Raw genomic sequence first — 16,287 nt, forward strand, 5'->3', positions numbered from 1 at the left:
TTTGCCGGTTCCGGCCAGCAGCCTGGAACGGAAGCGGCGACCGGCGATAACCAGTTCATCCATGGGCTTATCCTCTTCAGGCGGGTTACCCCCCGCCGACGAATTGCACGATCTCCAGCTGGTCACCCGCGGCCACCGGGGTCGCGGGGAAGGCTTTCTGCAGGAGAATGGTGCCGTTGTGTTCGATGGCGACCCGTGCCGGATCGATGCCGAGATGGGACAGGATCCCGGAAAGGGTTGCCGGCTTGGGAAAGCTGTGCGGTTTGCCATTGATCGTGATTTTCAGCATCATCCTGTCCCCTGGATCAGACAGGCACGTCGCCGAGCAGCAGCTGGACAACGGCATTGGCCTGATGATGGGCGGCAACGCCGACACGGGGCGCCATCAGGCCGGTGCCAGGAGCCGCTGCGGTTTCGCCGTCGCCCACCAGGTAGAGATTGCCGATGGTACGGCGGGTGACAATCGTGTTGGCGGAGCCCGCTCCCGCCACGCCCGAGGCGGCAACCAGCGGCTTGCCGGGAAAGTGGCTCATGAAAGTTTCGGTCAGCATGGCCTTGGCCCGAGCATCGTCGAGCGCCTCCACCATGACGTCCACCTCCGCAAACAGTGTGGCGATATTGTCGCGGGTCAGGCGCACGATGTGTGTGACCACCGTGACCCCGGGATTGATCCGAGCCAGGGTGGCGGCCAGTGCTTTGACCTTGGGCAGGCCGATCTGGTCGATAAAATACATCTGGCGATTGAGATTGGATGGTTCCACCACATCGTAATCCGCCACCACCAGTTTCCCTATGCCGCTGCGCGCCAGTGCCGCGGCAATGGGCGAGCCGAGGCCGCCGGCACCGGCGATGCCGACGCAGGCATGCTTGAGGCGCTCATGCACCCCCGGGGTATGACGTGCCGTCAGCAGGGCGTCAAATTCCTCGGCGGATGGGGTTTCACCACGGCGGATCAGCACCACACGGTCGTTCTCGGTCAACGGCAGGTCCGCCGTTTCCGGAAAACCGTTGACAATCATAACGTCGGCCTGCGGCCTGAATTGGTCACGAACGCCGAAAAGGCTGGCGTCCGGCGGGACGTCATGCCTTTGCTCGTTGATCCAGATCTGCATATCCGCTACATCCTTGCCAAAAAACAAAAGGCCGCATAAGCGACCTTGACGACACTCCGGGGGTGTCGTTTACGCGCCGCTTCCCTACGCCGGAATGACCCGGATCAGGTTCGAAGGGTTGTCCCGCAAAAAAAGGGACTCTCAGTCTGGCAACTCCCCCAGGGCTTGGCTATGTACGACCGGATCTGTCCAAAAATCCGGTCATCAACTGTCTGATTAACAGGTTAGCAGCAGCGCGCCGCCGCCGTCAATGCCTAACTTCCAGGCCAGTGCGGCGCTGGCTCTGGTCTGGTTAACGGAAAAAATCACGTGGCGCCGCTGAAACGGCGGCTAGATGTTGTCCGCGAAAGCCGGTTGTTGCTACAATGGCGCCTGGAAATGTTTTCCCTTTAAAGGAGTATGCATGAATATCTCAGATCGTTATCGCGCCCTCGCGGATGAAGTGCGCAGTTTGATGACCGGTACGGCGGACCCCAAGGTTGAGCGTTTGCTTGAGCAGGCGGTGCGGGAACTTGCCCAGCACGAAGAGAGTGTCGGCGATATTCCCCAGTTGCGGTTGGAAAACGAACTGACCCCGGTTCTGCTCAAGGCCCACAACCTGCTTGACCGGGCCCGCCTGCTGTTCAATGAATGCGGCGAGGAAGATCGTGCCGCCAGTCTGTGGGAGGCGGAGCAGAAGATTTATCGTCTGCTGAACGCCCTGTAAAAGGGGTTATGGGCGTGGCCTGGTTGCTGGCTTGCCGTTTCTGACCCGGTTGCATGTTGGACTGCATCTTCTAAAGTATAAATAAAGCTGCCGCATGCGGGTTGTCGGGGGAGTCCCCGAATGGCGGTTTCTGTCGGCTGCGGAAAGGAGCCTGTCTCATGTCTCTGGTGAAAACCTGGTTTGCCCCGGAAGAAGCGGCCGGGAGGTTCGGGATCAGCAAAGCCCTGGTACTGGAATGGGTGGATCAAGGACTGGTGCGCAGCGAAAGGGAACACGGCAAGGTCACGCGGGTCAATATTGACGATGTCAAGCTGCAGGTCGATGCTTTGGTGCATCGTGACTGAATTGCGCTTCACGGCATAAGGCGCGGGAATGAAAAAAGGCGGCTTTCGGAAAACCGAAAGCCGCCTTTGCCATTGGTGTGCCTTGCGACGGTGCGGGCGGTGTTTTTTTCAGGCAATGGCGCGTCCGCCGCATTTTTTCAAACGCTCGCGGGCATGCCGCAACATGCGTTCGGTGGTGGCCCAGTCGACGCACTTGTCCGTGATGGAAAGGCCGTATTTGAGCAGTTTGATGTCGGCTGACAAGCTCTGGTTACCGGCCTCGAGGTTGCTTTCGATCATCAGGGAGCAGATGGAGCGGTTGCCGGCCACCACCTGGTCGAGGGTGTTGACCAGAACCTCTTCCTGCCGCTGGTGATCCTTGAAGGAGTTGGCATGACTGCAGTCAACCATGATCGCCTGCTTGAGACCGGCGCGATGCAGAAGGTTTTCAGCCCGTGCGATGTCTTCGGGATAATAGTTGGGCTTGCCGCCACCGCCTCGCAGTACGATGTGCGTGTCGGGGTTGCCGGTGGTTTCGACTATGGCGGTGCGACCGTCCCGGCTGATGCCGAGAAAACTGTGCGGATGGCAGGCCGCGCCGATGGCATCGATGGCAATCTGCAGGCTGCCGTCGGTGCCGTTCTTGAACCCGACAGGAAACGACAGACCGCTGGCCATTTCCCGATGGGGTTGGGATTCGGAAGTGCGTGCGCCGATGGCCCCCCAGCTGATCATGTCGGAAAGATACTGGATGGTGATCGGATCGAGCATTTCCGTGGCGATGGGCAGTCCCATCTGGGTGATGGCGCACAGCAGACCCCGGGCGACTCCGAGACCTTTGGATATCTGATGGGTGCCGTTGAGGTCGGGATCGTTGATCAGGCCTTTCCAGCCGATGGTGGTGCGCGGTTTTTCGAAATAGACGCGCATCACCAGAAACAGTTGATCGGACAGCTCTTCTTTCAGTGCAGCCAGGCGTTCAGCGTATTCCAGGGCTGCCCTGGGGTCATGGATCGAGCAGGGGCCGACCACCACCATAATGCGGTGATCTTGCTGATTCAGGATGTCCCTGATGGTCTGACGGCTGCTTAGAACAAACTCCGCGGCCTCTTCGCTCAGAGGGAAGACCTGCTTGAGATCGGTCGGTGCGATGATGGGTGTAAGCGCGCGGATATTGAGATTGGTGGTCCGGATCATGGCGGTTCCTTGCTGGTGGAATGTGTCATGAACACCCTTGGGTGCGGGGCATGGAGAAGCCAGAATGTATCGGTTTTTTGTGTGTTTGTCAAAGGATACGGTCGTTGCCCGGTTTGCTTTGCCGAAAGCGTTGACACTTCGGCGGCGGATTCGGTATAACGTGACATTAATTATTGAAAAAACGATGAAAATTTTTTCAAGCGAGGTCAAGCGTGGGCATTCTTCAAGGGTTGCAGTTTACATTGATAAAAATGGTGGCTTCGGCTATCGAGATTTACGCCTACATCGTGGTGGCGCGGGCCATTCTTTCGTGGGTCAATCCCGATCCTTACAACCCCATTGTGCGGTTCCTTTACAACGCCACGGAGCCGGTTTTGCAACGCCTGCGGCGGCTTCTACCTTTGCGGGTCGGCGGGCTGGATTTTACGCCGATGGTGCTGATTTTCGTCTTGTTTTTCGTAAGCAATTTTTTGCGGACCTTGCTGTTTCGCTGATTCAGGATCCCTGCCATGACCATCACTCCCATCGATATTCAGCAGCACCGGTTCAAAACCCGCACTTTCGGCTATGACAAGGCCGGGGTCGACAGATTCCTTGAACAGGTTGCCGATGAACTGGAGCGCTATGCCCTGGAGGTACAGAAACTCAAGGAAGATCTGGCGCGGACCCGCAGCGCTCTCGACGAAATGAGGGAGCGTGAGGCGACCCTCAAGGAAACCCTGCTCACCACCCAACGCATGACCGACGAATTGAAGGCCAATGCCCGCCGGGAGGCGGATATCCTGATTGCCGATGCCCAGTTGCAGGGCGAAAAGATTCTGCAGGAAGCCCGCGGCCGGCAACTCGATCTGGCTACGGAAATCCAGGAACTGCGGCGGCAGAAGGTGTCTTTCGAGTCGGGATTGCGGGCCGTGGTGGAAAGCCACCTGCGGCTGCTTGAAATGAACGCGTTGCCCGCCCGGGAAAAGGGTCGTTTCCAGCCGGTGCTGATGGAGATCCTGGAGGACGAAACATCCGCCCGGCGGCCCTTTGGCGACGACAAGGATGGACGCTGATGTCCGGGTGCCTGACCCCTTCCGATGCGGGTGTGTTGCTCGATATTCATGTGCAGCCGCGTGCCAGCCGCAACGAGCTTGCCGGGTTGCAGGGTGATTGTCTCAAGCTGCGCCTGACCTCCCCGCCCGTCGAAGGTGCGGCTAACAAGGCCTGCCGCGAGTTCATCGCCAAACTGCTGGGGGTGGCGAAAAGTCGGGTCACCCTCGTTTCCGGAGATAAATCCCGCCACAAACGCCTTCTGATCGAAGGCATGACGGTTGAAGAAGTGCGCAGCGTACTTTCCTGATTCCCTCCCGTTTCTTATTTCCACAACCATCCCCGACAATGCGCGTGCCCTTTACCTGACGCATGTTTGCGAGTAGAATGATAACTGCTCAGGTCATAATAGATCCGCCCCGGATCGGAAAGGAAGGGTGGGCCATGGCTTCCAATGTTGTAACCGTTGACATGCTCAGCAAACACCTTGAAGAAATCCGTTCCCTCAAACGGGAAAACGAAGAGCTCAAGGCGATCAACAGGGACCTCCGCCAACGCCTGGAAGATCTGCACGGCGAATACCAGGAACTGCGGTATCACCTCAAGGGCATGGCGTCTCACGGGGAGGTTCTGGCGCTTCGCAAGAAAATCCTTGAGCTGCAAAACGAGTTGCACTTCCGCCGCTAGCCATAATGGCCGGGCGAATGCTGCTGTTCCGCCGGTCTGTTGTTGTCCGTGGTTTCCGGAGTCATTCGGAGGTTTCGACGCTGTTTGCGTCGGAGCTGAGTCCGGAAAGGTCGAGGGAGCCTTTTTTTCTGAAGGGCAGGTTGCGTTGTGCCCACGGGATTCTGCCGAGCATCACGTCTCCGGAAATTTCATAAGGCAGCGGTTTGCCCTCTTCCAGCAGCGGGCTCAGCCGCAGGAGATTGAGGTAAGAGGTAGACAGCCGCACGGCAAGCTGGCCGCTCTGCAGCGATCCCAGGCGGATGCTGTCCAAAGAATTGCCGTGGGCCACGCGGATGCCGCCAATGGACAGGGCATAGCGTATCTTGCCGACGGTGATGTTGAAATCGTTGGGGTTATACAGATCGAGGTCCGCCGTCAAAAGGGCGTGACTCAGGGTCAGGTTGTCCACCTGCAGCGCGGCCAGGGCGATTTCCGGCGGTTCGGCGCGGAATACGGCGCACCCCCCGAGCAGGGATGTCAGTATCATCAACAAAAGCAATCGGTGCGGCAGGGCAAGGCGTTTGAACATATCGAATTCCTCGGGGTTTGTCGGGGTGGTGTTATCGGGGGTCGGGCGGTTTGCGGTGTGTCTGTCCGGTTGCGGATGCGGGTCTGCGGCGTTCTACCAGCCAGCGGCCGAGGCGCAGCAGCCAGCCCTGGCGGGTCAGCAGTGCGCCGTAGGGGCACAGTTCCTGGCAGCAGAAGCAGCCGATGCAGCGCCGGTAGTCGATGCGCAGGCGGTTGTGATCCAGTTTCATGGCCCCGGGCGGACAATGCTTGACGCACAGGCCGCAGCGCCTGCAGCGTTGCATATCGGCATAAGGCCACGAACTCAGAGAATGTTTTAACGCTGAGCGCATCCAGCAGGGCAGGCCCCACGCCACGTTGGCGCTTGGTGCCGGCCGGAGGGGCGGTACCGCCAGTTTTTCCAGGGCAGAGCCGCAGCATTCGATGTCTTCCAGGCGGCTGCCGGGGCGCCCGGTCCGCTGCGCCATGCGCTGCGTCCAGACCTGGTCCGGAGTCATGCCGACCAGGCGGGTGGCGACGGTGTCCACGGCCAGGGGGTCGGTGCCGGCCAGCAGCGCGCCGATGGCGACGGGGTCGCCGCTGCCGGGACCGTTGCCTTCCATCCCGACAATGGCATCAACGATGGTCAGGCAAGGGCGGATGTGTTCCGCCAGTTCCAGCAGCATCAGGGCGAACAGGCCCTTGTCGGCGCCGGCCTGCAGATGAAGGGCCGGTTTGCGCATTCCGACCACGGCGCCGAACAGGTTTTTCACGCCGCAGGTCAGTCCCATCATGCCGTGGGTTTTCAGTTTCGGAAGATTGATGATGACCTCGGCATCCACAACATCCCGGGCCAGTTCGAGCTTGTGAAAAGTCCGTCCGACCGCGCCAATGGCGACCGAATCCTGGAAAGGGGCAAAAACCGCCCCGGTTTCTTCGATCACATCCATGATGCCGCAATGTCGCGCTACCTGTGTCGGAGCGCCGATGCCGGGCGAGTCCCCTACCGAGACGATGCCGCCGGCTTTCTGCGCCAGCAGGATGACCGCGCGCACCACTTCCGGGTGGGTGGTAACCGCGCTGTCCGGCGGCTTGCCGGCCAGCATGTTCGGTTTGATCAGCACCCGCTGGCCGGGCCGGATGAAGGCGCCCATTCCCCCCAGATGCTCCACAAGGATCCCGATGGCTTCCGCAACCGTTTCGCGCCGGTAATCAGCCGCGGCGGTCAGTGCGACGCGCGGCGTCATGCTGCGATGATCCGGAGGTGAAGTTTGCGGCGGCGCGGGCCATCGAATTCGCAGAAATAGATTCCTTGCCAGGTGCCCAGTACCGGCTGGCCGCTTTCGATCAGCAGGGTCTGATCGACGCCCAGCAGCGAACTTTTCAGGTGGGCATCGCTGTTGCCTTCGGCATGATGATAGCCGGCATCGCGGGGGACGAGGCGCTGCAGGCCGAAAAGCAGGTCGCGAACCACATCGCGATCGGCGTTTTCGTTGATGGTGATCGCCGAGGTGGTATGCGGAACATGCAGACAGGCGATTCCCTGCCGGATTCCCGACCGACGGATGGCATCGCGAACCAGGTCGGTGATATCGAGCATTTCTTCACGCTGCCGGGTTGGAATGTCGAGGGTGATCATGGCTGTTGCTCCCTGAGAAGGCCGAGGCTGCTCCGGACGGCAAAGCTCCGGGACAGGCCGTGCGGCAGGCACCGCTTTGCTGTTGAACCATGCCGGGGGGTGCTGTAGGATGATAAGTGTCGCGCACCATATCCCGCCGCGAATCCGCATTATGGGATGCTTTGCGGGATTGTTCCGATCGCCTCCGATTATGGCATGCTCCCGCGCAAGCGTCAACGCGCGCATCTGCAGGCCCGCCGGTTTATATGGCCCGGGCCGGACAGGGATGAAACATGGACCGCTCAATCGATCGCTTCTGTTGCTATCTTGAGATTGAACGCAACCTGTCCGTTCACACGCTGCGCGCCTATCGACACGATTTACTGGAGTTTTTACGGTTTGTCAAAAGTCAGACGGACACGGATGCCGGGCCGGTGGCACCGGAACGGGTCGATGTTTTGCTGCTGCGGCGCTATCTTGCCCGGCTGCACAAGCGCAACTGCAGAACCACCATTGGCCGCAAACTGTCAGCCATACGCAGCTTTTTCCGTTATCTGGTGCGCCAGGGGGCATTGCAGGTCAATCCCGCCGAAACCGTCGCCACGCCCCGGCGCGAGCGCTATCTGCCAAAAGTTTTGACGGTGGACGAGATGTTTGCCCTGATACAGGCTGCCGCCAGCGACGAGCCGCTCACGGTTCGCGATCGGGCCATTCTCGAGCTGTTTTATTCCAGCGGCCTGCGGGTCGGGGAACTGGCAGCACTCGATGTCGGTCACGTCGATCTTGCTGAAGGGCTGGTGCGGGTCCGGGGCAAAGGCGACAAGGAGCGCATCGTGCCGGTCGGGCGCATGGCGCGGCAGGCCCTGGACCGTTATCTGGTCGCGCGGGGCGCGCCGCGACAGGACCAGCCGCTGTTTCTCAACTACCGGGGCGAAAGACTGTCGGCCAGGAGTATCGAGCGCAACCTGAAAAAATGGCTGCTGCACGCCGGCATTCTCAAAGATGCCTCCCCCCATGCCCTGCGCCACTCCTTTGCTACCCATCTGCTGGATGGCGGCGCCGATCTGCGCGCTATTCAGGAGCTGCTTGGACATGCGTCGTTGTCCACAACCCAGAAATACACCCAGGTCAGCCTCGACCGGCTGATGGACGTGTACGACCGGGCCCACCCGCGCAGCCGTGGAAAGAGCTGATCCGTTTTTGGTTTGCCAAGTGGCAATACATCGGAAGGGGTTCTTCATGGACGAATTGTACTGGAAAGTCGACAGTCCGCTGGCAAGGCTCGCCGAACTGACCAGTTTTGCCGGCGACCTCTGGGAGCGGCCCTTGCGTCGCGATGTGCGTTCCCTGGGAAAGCTGCTCGGCACCGTTATCCTGGAGCAGGCCGGCATGCCGGTCTTCGAGCGGGAGGAGCAGCTTCGCCAGGAAGCCATCGCCCACCGGCGCCGCCTCTATCATGCCGAGTTTGCCTCGCAGGCCTGGCAGGATGGGGGCCGCTTGCAGGCGGCCATCGATCTGATACGCGAACTGTCACTGGACGATGCCGGCCAGATCGTCAAGGCGTTTTCGACGTTTTTCGAACTGGTCAACCTGGCCGAGATCCAGCATCGCAAACGGCGCCTGCGGGCTGTGCGCATGGCGCCCGAAGCGGCGGACAAACCGGGCTCCCTGCGGGGTACTCTGCGGCGGCTGCGGGAGCGCGGCATCCAGGCGGAACAACTGCTGGAGGCTCTGGGGCAGATCGAACTTGTCCCGGTATTCACCGCCCATCCGACGGAAGTCGCGCGGCGCGTTACCCGTACCAAGCGTCAGCATATCGCCACCGCTCTGGAACAGCTCAACCGGCCGCTGCTGTTCGATGCCGAAGCGGCCGCTCATCAGCAGGCGATTCTCTGTGAAATCACGGCGCTATGGCAGACCGAGGAAATCCGCCGCCAGCACCCGACCGTCGAAAATGAAATCGACATGGGACTGGACCATTACAGCCCTTTTCTGATCCCGGCGCTGAGGGATTTCTACCCCGATCTCGCCGCCGCGCTGCAGGAAGTTTATCTTCTGCCGATCACCCCCGGAAGCCTGCCGACGGTGGTGCGTTTCGGCTCCTGGATCGGCGGCGACCGCGACGGCAACCCGTCCGTAACGTCCGCTTCCACCCGTGCCGCTTTGGCCGGCGCCCGGGCCGTTATCCTTGAAAGCTATCTGGCGGATGTGGCGCAGCTTGGGGAGGTGCTGACCTCCTCCGGATGCCGGGTGCCTCCCTCAGCGGACTTCCGGAAGGCGCTGCAGGGTTATCGCCAGACCATGCCCGGGGCCGTCGGACGGATGGCGGCATTTCCGTCATGTGAACTGTACCGGCAGTTCATGGCGGCGGTCGGCTATCGTCTGGAGTGCACCCTCGAAGCACCGCGGCATGCCGACGCCTACCGCTGCGCCGAAGACTTTTACGCGGATCTGCGGCTGGTGCGTGACAGCCTCGATCACCACCGCGCGCAACGACTCTCCCGCAGCTATCTCGATCCGCTGCTGCGCAAGGTGGATACCTTTGGGTTTCACCTGCATGCGCTCGATATCCGGCAGCACGCCCGCCTGCATCGGCAGGCCGCGGCCGATATCGAGCAGGGGCAAGGCGATAGCAGCGCATCGAGCACGGTCATGGAGGCGCTGGAGGCGGTTGCGGTGCTCAAGCGGCAGTTTCCGCCGCAGGCGATCTGCCGTTATGTCATCAGCGGCGCGCAGAGCGCCGAGGATGTCCTGCTGTTGGTGAAGCTGGCCCGTCAGGCCGGGGTTAAGGTCGCCGCGGACAACGAAAGCCGGGACCCCGGCCTGATGCCGGTGCCGTTGTTTGAATCGATCGAAGATTTGCGCAATGCGCCGGAAATCTGCCATCGGCTGTGGCACGATGAAGACTACCGCAACCTGCTGGATAGCTGGGGCGGTTGCCAGGAGGTGATGCTCGGCTATTCGGATTCCAACAAGGACGGCGGCATGTTCACCAGCACCTGGGAGCTTTACAAGGCCCAGCGGGCACTGCACCGGGTGGCGCGGGAGAGCCATGTCCGCCTGCGGCTGTTCCACGGCCGGGGAGGTACCGTGGGCCGCGGCGGCGGTCCCACGCATCGTGCCATACGCTGTCAACCCGCGGGGGCTTTTTCCGGCGGCATCAGAATTACCGAACAGGGCGAAGTCATCAACTGGAAATACGCGGATGTGGTGCTGGCCCGGCGCAATCTCGAACTGATGGTAGCCGCCTGTCTCGAAAACCTGCTGTCTGCCGACACGGACAGCGAAGGGATCTGTTCCGAATGGGAATCCGCCCTGGAAGAGATGTCGCTGCTGGCGCTATCCTTTTATCGCCGGCACATTGTTGAAAACCCCGACCTGGTGCCCTATTTCGAACAGGCCACGCCGGTGCAGGAATTCGAACTGGCCAAAATCGGCTCGCGGCCGGCGCGGCGCAAGCCGGCCGGTGGCATCGACGATCTGCGCGCCATTCCCTGGGTTTTCGGCTGGATGCAGAGCCGCCATGTGCTGCCTGGCTGGTTCGGGGTCGGCCATGCTCTGTCCACCTTTGCCGAAAAAGGCGCGGATGCCCGCCGCCTGCTGGCGCAAATGATGCGCGACTGCCCGTTTTTTACGGATCTGATCCGCAACGTGGAGCTGGCGTTGACCAAGGTCGATCTGCCCATAGCCTGGCGTTATGCGCAACTGGTAACGGATTCCGGGCTGCGCGAGCGGTTTTTCGCTCTGGTGGATGCCGAATATCGGCGCACGCTGGCCGCCGTGCTGGAGGTTGCCGGCCAGCGCAGTCTCATGGAACACGAGCCGAGCCTGGCCCGGTCCCTGCGTCTGCGCACCCCCTATGTCGATCCCCTGAGTCTGATGCAGATCGAGCTTTTGCGGCGACGGCGGGCCGGTGAAGAGAGCGACGCGCTGAATTACCTGCTGGCGGCCACCATTCATGGCATCGCGGCCGGGCTGCGCAACACCGGGTGACGCGGAGCAAAGGGCTGTTTCAGTCGTGCCCGGTAAGGCGGTAATAGGCGTGGGGACGCAGGATTCTGACGGCGGATTCGGTGCCGGGGGCGAACCACACGCGCACCGGCATTTGCACGATGGCCAACCCCAGTTCTTCCTTGTAGCGGCACAGGCCGGGCGCTTCCCGGGCATGCAGGCCGTGGACGATTTCGCGAATGAATCCGGAACGGCGGCAGATCTGCACCCATTCGTAAAACAGGCCGAGGCTGATATTGGTGCGCAGATAATCGGAATGCAGGAACAGATCGTCGATGTAGGCCGTTGTGCCGATGGCATAACTGGTAAGATAGCCGCCGAGATGGCCGTCGATCAGGCCGCCCAGCACCAGGCAGTGTCCGCCGTCATAATAGCGCCTGATCATTTGCCGATAGGCGGCGGGGCCGGGCACTCTGCCGTAACGGTTGCGGGCATGGGCCGAGCGCAGGATCCCGTATCCCTGCCGGCTCAGCAGCTCGGGCTCGCACAGTTCCACGATCCGTGCCTGGCGGCGCAGGTTGCGCAGTTTGTTGCGGTGGCGCGGGCTCAGATTCTGCCAGGTATAGTCTGTTACGTCGGCCAGCATGTGCAGCGGCATGCTGCCGTTGGCCTGTTGCCTGTCCTTCTCCCGCAGCGCACAGCGATAGCCCCAGCACGCCCGGCAGGGGCGGCTCGCTTCCGCCGCCGTCATGCGGGCCAGCGGATGCAGAGCGGAATAAAAGCCGGGATGCACCCGCAGCCAGTAACGCCCCTGGTGTCGAACGGTTTTTTCCCCCCGCGCGGTAAGCCAACCGGCAAATTGCTCCTCCGTCAACGGCGGCAGGGTGGCTTCGGATGCATCGCGAACACTGGCGAAAACCGCATGCATGTTCAGTCCCTTCCTCGGGTGATTCACCGGGCCGGTCAGGGGCGCTATTCAGGGCGGGCGAGCCATTGCAGTGACGTGTTTGCAAAATAGCCCAGCCAGCTGACAATGCCGAACAGCTTGAAGCCATCCTCGAAGAGATGATAAACAGGAATCAGATGTCCCCAGCGGGCGGCGATGCAATCGACCGCTACCGACAGAAAGAAAAAGCCGAGCGCCAGCACCAGCAGCAAGTGATCGGTTCTGAAGATAATCTTGCGGAAGCCTGCAAGATATCCCAGAGTGATCGTCATGTAGCCCAGATAGATGTAGCGCTGCCGCCAGTGCAGATATCCTGGCAGAACCCTTTCGTGCAGCAGAAACAGGTCGTCCAGCAGCAGCATGCCGGTAAACAGGCCGGAAACCAGCAAAAACATTGCCAGGTCCTTATGACCTTTTTTTTTGACGCCCAGATGTGAAAACAGGCAGATGCTGGCCGTGGCGCACCACAGCAGGATACATATATTCGACACCACTCCCAGAAAGGGCGAGGTTTCGGTGATGTCGGCCGGGTCCCGGGTGAACATGGCCAGAGGGATGCCGGTGTGCAGACTCACCGCCAGGGTGGCGAGCATCAGCAGTCCGGTGGGCACATACAGCCCCAACAGCAGTTTTCGGTGAGTTGGCCGGTTGGTTGTCAGTAATTTCATGGCATCCGGTGCAGGGGTGAAGATTGCAAAAAGTCATCGACAAACATGGCTGTCTCCGGCTATGAGGTCCGAGCCGGATTATTCGACTATATCCGGCCGGCGGGCCGGCGGCAGATAACGATCCTCGGCCTGTTTCAGTTCCTCGACATTCTGCAGGCGGAAGATCTCCTGCACTGGCACGATGCCCTTTTCGACCTCCAGCAGCGACTGTTGGGAATGGATTGTCGCCGCGGTTTTCTGCATGGCGGCCACGCTGGAGCGCAGCAGGTGGTTGGCCCAGATCACCAGACGGATGCCGGCTTCACGAAAAACCGAAGTCGGCGTCGTATAGTATTTGGTGGGCACCACCACGACAGGGCAGGTGTCGCCCCACTCCTTCATGAAAGCCAGGATTTCATCCGCCGTCGACAGCTTGCTGTGGATCAGCAGAGCATCGGCGCCGGCCCGCTGGTATGCCTCGGCCCGCTTCAGGGCCTCGCCCAGACCCCATTTGGCGATGAACGCCTCGATACGCGCGACCACGCAGAAATCCTCGTCCTGCTGGCTGTCCTTGGCCGCCTTGATTTTGCCGACAAAGACATCGATGGCTTCCAGGGGCTGGCGGGCATTGTCCAGCAGCGAGTTGTTTTTCGGAAACAGTTTGTCCTCGATGCAGACCGCGCCGACGCCGCGCTGCTCCAGTTTGCGCACCAGTCTGCGCACATTGTTGAAATTGCCATAGCCGGTATCGCCGTCCAGCATGATGGGGATGGAGGAGGCATCGCTCATGAATTCGACGACGTCCAGTACCTGGCTCCAGCTGGCTTCGTTGTTGTCCCGCACCCCCAGCGATGCGGCGATGGCCAGACCGCTGCCCCAGATGCCCTTGAAGCCGGCTTCCTCGACGATGCGGGCGCTCAGCCCGTCATGGGCTTCCATCAGAAACTGCAGATCCCGCGCTTGCAACAGAGCCTTGAACTGCGTGGTTTTTTTTTGCATCGCCAGCCTCCTTGCACAACTGTATCCATCTGGAGTTTCCGGGTGGATACAATCTAAAGCGGCAGTCCTGTTTCCCGTGCCTGCCCGTCGGGTGTTGATCCGGAAACGGCGAAGGTGTCGACAATGCCGATGATCCGGCGTCCGATCTCCCGCTGGGAGTCGATAGTCATGGCGCCGATGTGCGGCGTCAGCACCACATTGGGCAAGTCGGCCAGCGGCGAGATGGCGCCGCCGCCTTCCACCTGGTGCACATCCAGTGCCGCGCCAGCCAGGGATCCCTGGCGCAGGACTTCGCTCAGCGCCGCTTCATCGATGATGCCGCCCCGGGCCATGTTCAGAACATAGCTGCCCGGTTTCATCATGGCCAGTTCCTCGCGGCCGATGAGCTTGCAGGTCGAGTCTTTCAGGGGGACGCAAACGCTCAGGTAGTCGGCCGAAGCAAGAACGGTATCCAGATCGGCCAGCTGGATGCCCTGGCTCGCAAAGGCTGCGGCCCGTTCCGGCGAGGGGTGTTCCACACAGCCCGTGACCCGCATGTTCCAGGCCAGGCCCATGTTCGCCAGCAGGGAGCCGATGTTGCCAAGCCCGACGATGCCCAGTTGCTTGCTGGTCAGCAGGTGCCCGGTCAGGCGGTGTTTGGCCCAGACCCCCTCGCGCAGCAAGCGGTCTGCCACCAGGATCTTCCGGGACAGCGCCAGCATCAGGCCAAACGCCAGTTCCGCCACGGCTCTGGCTCCGGGCTGGGGTATCCTCTGCAGTTCCAGACCATGGGTGCGCAGGTAGTCCAGATCGATGTTGTCCAGCCCGGAGCCGGCGCGGATCAGTAGCCGCAGCCCCGGCGCTTCGGCCATGAGTTCGCCGCCGATCTCGACGCCGCTGCGAAAGATCAGGATTTCCCGATCCCGGATCCGCTCCCGCAGTTGTTCCTGGCTGGCGCCGATGCATGAAACCACATCGTGCCGCTGCTGGAGGATGGCGAGAGCCTCGGTGTCGATCGGGCTGGCAAGCAGGATTCTCATGTTTTCTCCCTTGAAGGTTCATCCGGACGGTGGCGGCGGCGTTCACTGCTGTTGATAAACAGGCGGACGGAACGCCACAGGTCTCCGACGAAGGGGCGCGGATCGGACCAGGAAAAAATGGCGAAGGTTTTGCGTCCGCGCAGTGACTCGCGCCACTGCGGGACGCTCAGCTCGCCCTTGCGCCAGTAATAGAGCGCCGAACGCAGATCCTGCCTCAGATTGATCCACTTCACGCCCCGGTATTGCTGCACACGGTCCGGTGGCAGCGGCAGGCCGAGGGCATCGCAATACATGGTGTAGAGCAGATCGACGCCGCCCGCTTCGGCGATGGCGGATCTGCCGGTGGGGCGACAGATATTCGGCTCGACCATGAAGTAGTCGCCGGAACGCTGGTCCCGTTTGATTTCCAGGTAGGCAAGGCCATGAAAACCGACCGTCTGGAACAGCCGCAATGTTTCATGGAGCACGAAATCGTTGCGGCATTCCTCGCCGAGGGAGCTTTGCCCCATTTCCGGTGGCCACTGGCGGAGTTTTCGGGCCACGAAAGTCGCCAGAGCGCCTCCGGCGGCATCAAAATAGGCATTGCAGGAGAAAAGGTTGGCGTCCGGGCCTTCGATCCAGTTTTGCAGGATAAAACACCCGGTGGCGTTTTCGTATCGCTCGTAGATGGCCAACAGTTGCTGCAGCGTATTGATTTTAAATGCTTTGAACGGCGACAGCCGATTCCACTCGGCAGTGCGCATATGCGGTTTGAGAACACATGGGAAACACAGCGTTTTAACCGCTTTTTCCAGATCGTCGCGATTGTAGACGAACCAGGTGTCCGGAACGCGAAAGCCGGATTTTTGTGCAAAGGCATAAAATTGCAGTTTGTCCATCAACATTTCGACGACTTGAGGTTTCGGAAGGCACAGAAAAAAGTATTCGGACAGTTGCTGCCGGTTGCGTGAAACCATCAGAACATCGCCATCGGTTCCGGGATATAGAACGGATTTTTGCGGCAGGCTTTTGCCGATATCCATCAGCGCTCCGATGAGATCGCCCTTGGATGATACGACGTTTTCGCAACAATTGGTTTTGGCATAAGGATGATTTATGTCTTCGCAGATTGCTATGACGGGCAGATGATGACGTCTGGACAGAATCCTTGCGGCTTGAATCCCCTGCATGTATTCAAGGCCGGTGACAATGGCATGAGGTTTTTGCTCTGCATATGCTTTCATGACCATCCTCGCCCGGCTGTCAGAAAAGGGCATGATAAAAACAACGGCAAAAAACCATTTTGATGACGAAATCTTAGTAAAACGATATCGGCGCCATGGGCAAAGTCAAGCCGCCGCCAGCGGTGCCGTCCGTCGTCTGTATTGGCGGGGCGCTCATGTTGGCCAATGCGTCATTGAACGCCGAAACTGACGTGGTGTCCTTCGCCCGGCACCCGTGGGGGTGCCACCGTGACCCGACCTTGCAGTTCCGGGCGGGTTTCGATGAACGCTTTTTGCACCTG

The 16,287-nt window shown here is 60.6% G+C and carries 19 protein-coding genes and 1 riboswitch; of the genes, 8 read left to right on the forward strand and 11 right to left on the reverse strand.

Features of this window, described 5'->3' with window-relative positions:
* Positions 1–85 precede the first annotated feature (85 nt).
* Both thiS and thiF read right to left on the reverse strand, forming a co-directional pair.
* Complete coding sequence (thiS, locus tag AB7E65_RS07095; protein ID WP_428745549.1) at positions 86–292, reverse strand: sulfur carrier protein ThiS; 207 nt, start codon at positions 290–292, stop codon at positions 86–88.
* A gap of 13 nt (positions 293–305) precedes the next feature.
* Positions 306–1,112 (reverse strand): sulfur carrier protein ThiS adenylyltransferase ThiF, encoded by an 807-nt coding sequence (gene thiF, locus AB7E65_RS07100; protein WP_428745550.1) that lies wholly within the window; start codon positions 1,110–1,112, stop codon positions 306–308.
* A gap of 63 nt (positions 1,113–1,175) precedes the next feature.
* A riboswitch (TPP riboswitch) is annotated at positions 1,176–1,282 on the reverse strand.
* Between the two features lie 233 nt (positions 1,283–1,515).
* On the opposite strand from thiF, the gene AB7E65_RS07105 reads away from it, so the two are divergent.
* Together AB7E65_RS07105 and AB7E65_RS07110 are read left to right on the forward strand one after the other, a co-directional pair.
* Positions 1,516–1,818, forward strand: a complete 303-nt coding sequence (locus tag AB7E65_RS07105) for a hypothetical protein (RefSeq protein ID WP_072286134.1) — start codon at positions 1,516–1,518, stop codon at positions 1,816–1,818.
* Positions 1,819–1,976: 158 nt separating this feature from the next.
* Positions 1,977–2,162, forward strand: a complete 186-nt coding sequence (locus tag AB7E65_RS07110) for a MerR family transcriptional regulator (RefSeq protein WP_072286133.1) — start codon at positions 1,977–1,979, stop codon at positions 2,160–2,162.
* Positions 2,163–2,270: 108 nt separating this feature from the next.
* On the opposite strand, the gene AB7E65_RS07115 is transcribed toward AB7E65_RS07110, so the two are convergent.
* Complete coding sequence (locus tag AB7E65_RS07115) at positions 2,271–3,338, reverse strand: 3-deoxy-7-phosphoheptulonate synthase (RefSeq protein WP_072286132.1); 1,068 nt, start codon at positions 3,336–3,338, stop codon at positions 2,271–2,273.
* Between the two features lie 212 nt (positions 3,339–3,550).
* Here AB7E65_RS07115 and AB7E65_RS07120 point away from each other — a divergent pair, with 212 nt between their 5' ends.
* The 4 genes from AB7E65_RS07120 to AB7E65_RS07135 all read left to right on the forward strand — a co-directional run bounded on the left by AB7E65_RS07120 (position 3,551) and on the right by AB7E65_RS07135 (position 5,057).
* Positions 3,551–3,832, forward strand: a complete 282-nt coding sequence (locus AB7E65_RS07120; protein ID WP_083558483.1) for a YggT family protein — start codon at positions 3,551–3,553, stop codon at positions 3,830–3,832.
* 15 nt (positions 3,833–3,847) lie between these two features.
* Complete coding sequence (locus AB7E65_RS07125) at positions 3,848–4,393, forward strand: DivIVA domain-containing protein (RefSeq protein WP_072286130.1); 546 nt, start codon at positions 3,848–3,850, stop codon at positions 4,391–4,393.
* Positions 4,393–4,680 carry a DUF167 domain-containing protein gene (locus AB7E65_RS07130; protein ID WP_072286129.1) on the forward strand — a complete coding sequence of 96 codons (288 nt, stop codon included), beginning with the start codon at positions 4,393–4,395 and terminating at the stop codon, positions 4,678–4,680. Before AB7E65_RS07125 ends, AB7E65_RS07130 begins: the two co-directional genes overlap by 1 nt.
* A gap of 134 nt (positions 4,681–4,814) precedes the next feature.
* Positions 4,815–5,057, forward strand: a complete 243-nt coding sequence (locus AB7E65_RS07135) for a hypothetical protein (RefSeq protein ID WP_072286128.1) — start codon at positions 4,815–4,817, stop codon at positions 5,055–5,057.
* 61 nt (positions 5,058–5,118) lie between these two features.
* On the opposite strand, the gene AB7E65_RS07140 is transcribed toward AB7E65_RS07135, so the two are convergent.
* The 3 genes from AB7E65_RS07140 to AB7E65_RS07150 are packed head-to-tail and all read right to left on the reverse strand — an operon-like array spanning position 5,119 to position 7,242.
* The gene (locus AB7E65_RS07140) at positions 5,119–5,625 is read right to left on the reverse strand and encodes an LEA type 2 family protein (protein WP_072286127.1); all 507 of its coding nucleotides are present in this window, start codon (positions 5,623–5,625) and stop codon (positions 5,119–5,121) included.
* Between the two features lie 31 nt (positions 5,626–5,656).
* Entirely contained in the window at positions 5,657–6,850 is a 1,194-nt protein-coding gene (locus tag AB7E65_RS07145) for a DUF362 domain-containing protein (protein ID WP_428745551.1), read from the reverse strand.
* Entirely contained in the window at positions 6,847–7,242 is a 396-nt protein-coding gene (locus tag AB7E65_RS07150; RefSeq protein WP_072286125.1) for a secondary thiamine-phosphate synthase enzyme YjbQ, read from the reverse strand. The genes AB7E65_RS07145 and AB7E65_RS07150 overlap by 4 nt, the downstream gene beginning before the upstream one ends.
* A gap of 272 nt (positions 7,243–7,514) precedes the next feature.
* Here AB7E65_RS07150 and xerC point away from each other — a divergent pair, with 272 nt between their 5' ends.
* Positions 7,515–8,414 (forward strand): tyrosine recombinase XerC, encoded by a 900-nt coding sequence (gene xerC / locus AB7E65_RS07155; RefSeq protein WP_428745552.1) that lies wholly within the window; start codon positions 7,515–7,517, stop codon positions 8,412–8,414.
* A gap of 46 nt (positions 8,415–8,460) precedes the next feature.
* On the forward strand, positions 8,461–11,214 hold the full coding sequence (locus AB7E65_RS07160) for a phosphoenolpyruvate carboxylase (RefSeq protein ID WP_072286123.1): 2,754 nt from the start codon (positions 8,461–8,463) through the stop codon (positions 11,212–11,214).
* 19 nt (positions 11,215–11,233) lie between these two features.
* On the opposite strand, the gene AB7E65_RS07165 is transcribed toward AB7E65_RS07160, so the two are convergent.
* The 5 genes from AB7E65_RS07165 to AB7E65_RS07185 all read right to left on the reverse strand — a co-directional run bounded on the left by AB7E65_RS07165 (position 11,234) and on the right by AB7E65_RS07185 (position 16,006).
* Positions 11,234–12,100: a hypothetical protein gene (locus AB7E65_RS07165; RefSeq protein WP_428745553.1), complete on the reverse strand. Its 867-nt coding sequence runs from the start codon at positions 12,098–12,100 to the stop codon at positions 11,234–11,236.
* Positions 12,101–12,144: 44 nt separating this feature from the next.
* Positions 12,145–12,786, reverse strand: coding sequence for a hypothetical protein (locus AB7E65_RS07170; protein WP_428745554.1), 642 nt, complete (start codon positions 12,784–12,786; stop codon positions 12,145–12,147).
* Positions 12,787–12,864: 78 nt separating this feature from the next.
* Positions 12,865–13,764, reverse strand: coding sequence for a phosphoenolpyruvate mutase (gene aepX / locus AB7E65_RS07175; protein WP_428745555.1), 900 nt, complete (start codon positions 13,762–13,764; stop codon positions 12,865–12,867).
* Positions 13,765–13,817: 53 nt separating this feature from the next.
* Positions 13,818–14,783, reverse strand: a complete 966-nt coding sequence (locus AB7E65_RS07180; RefSeq protein WP_428745556.1) for an NAD(P)-dependent oxidoreductase — start codon at positions 14,781–14,783, stop codon at positions 13,818–13,820.
* Positions 14,780–16,006 carry a carboxylate--amine ligase gene (locus AB7E65_RS07185; RefSeq protein WP_320360797.1) on the reverse strand — a complete coding sequence of 409 codons (1,227 nt, stop codon included), beginning with the start codon at positions 16,004–16,006 and terminating at the stop codon, positions 14,780–14,782. The genes AB7E65_RS07180 and AB7E65_RS07185 overlap by 4 nt, the downstream gene beginning before the upstream one ends.
* Positions 16,007–16,287 lie beyond the last annotated feature (281 nt).

This window comes from Syntrophotalea sp. (genome assembly GCF_050253115.1).
Classification (GTDB): domain Bacteria; phylum Desulfobacterota; class Desulfuromonadia; order Desulfuromonadales; family Syntrophotaleaceae; genus Syntrophotalea; species Syntrophotalea acetylenica.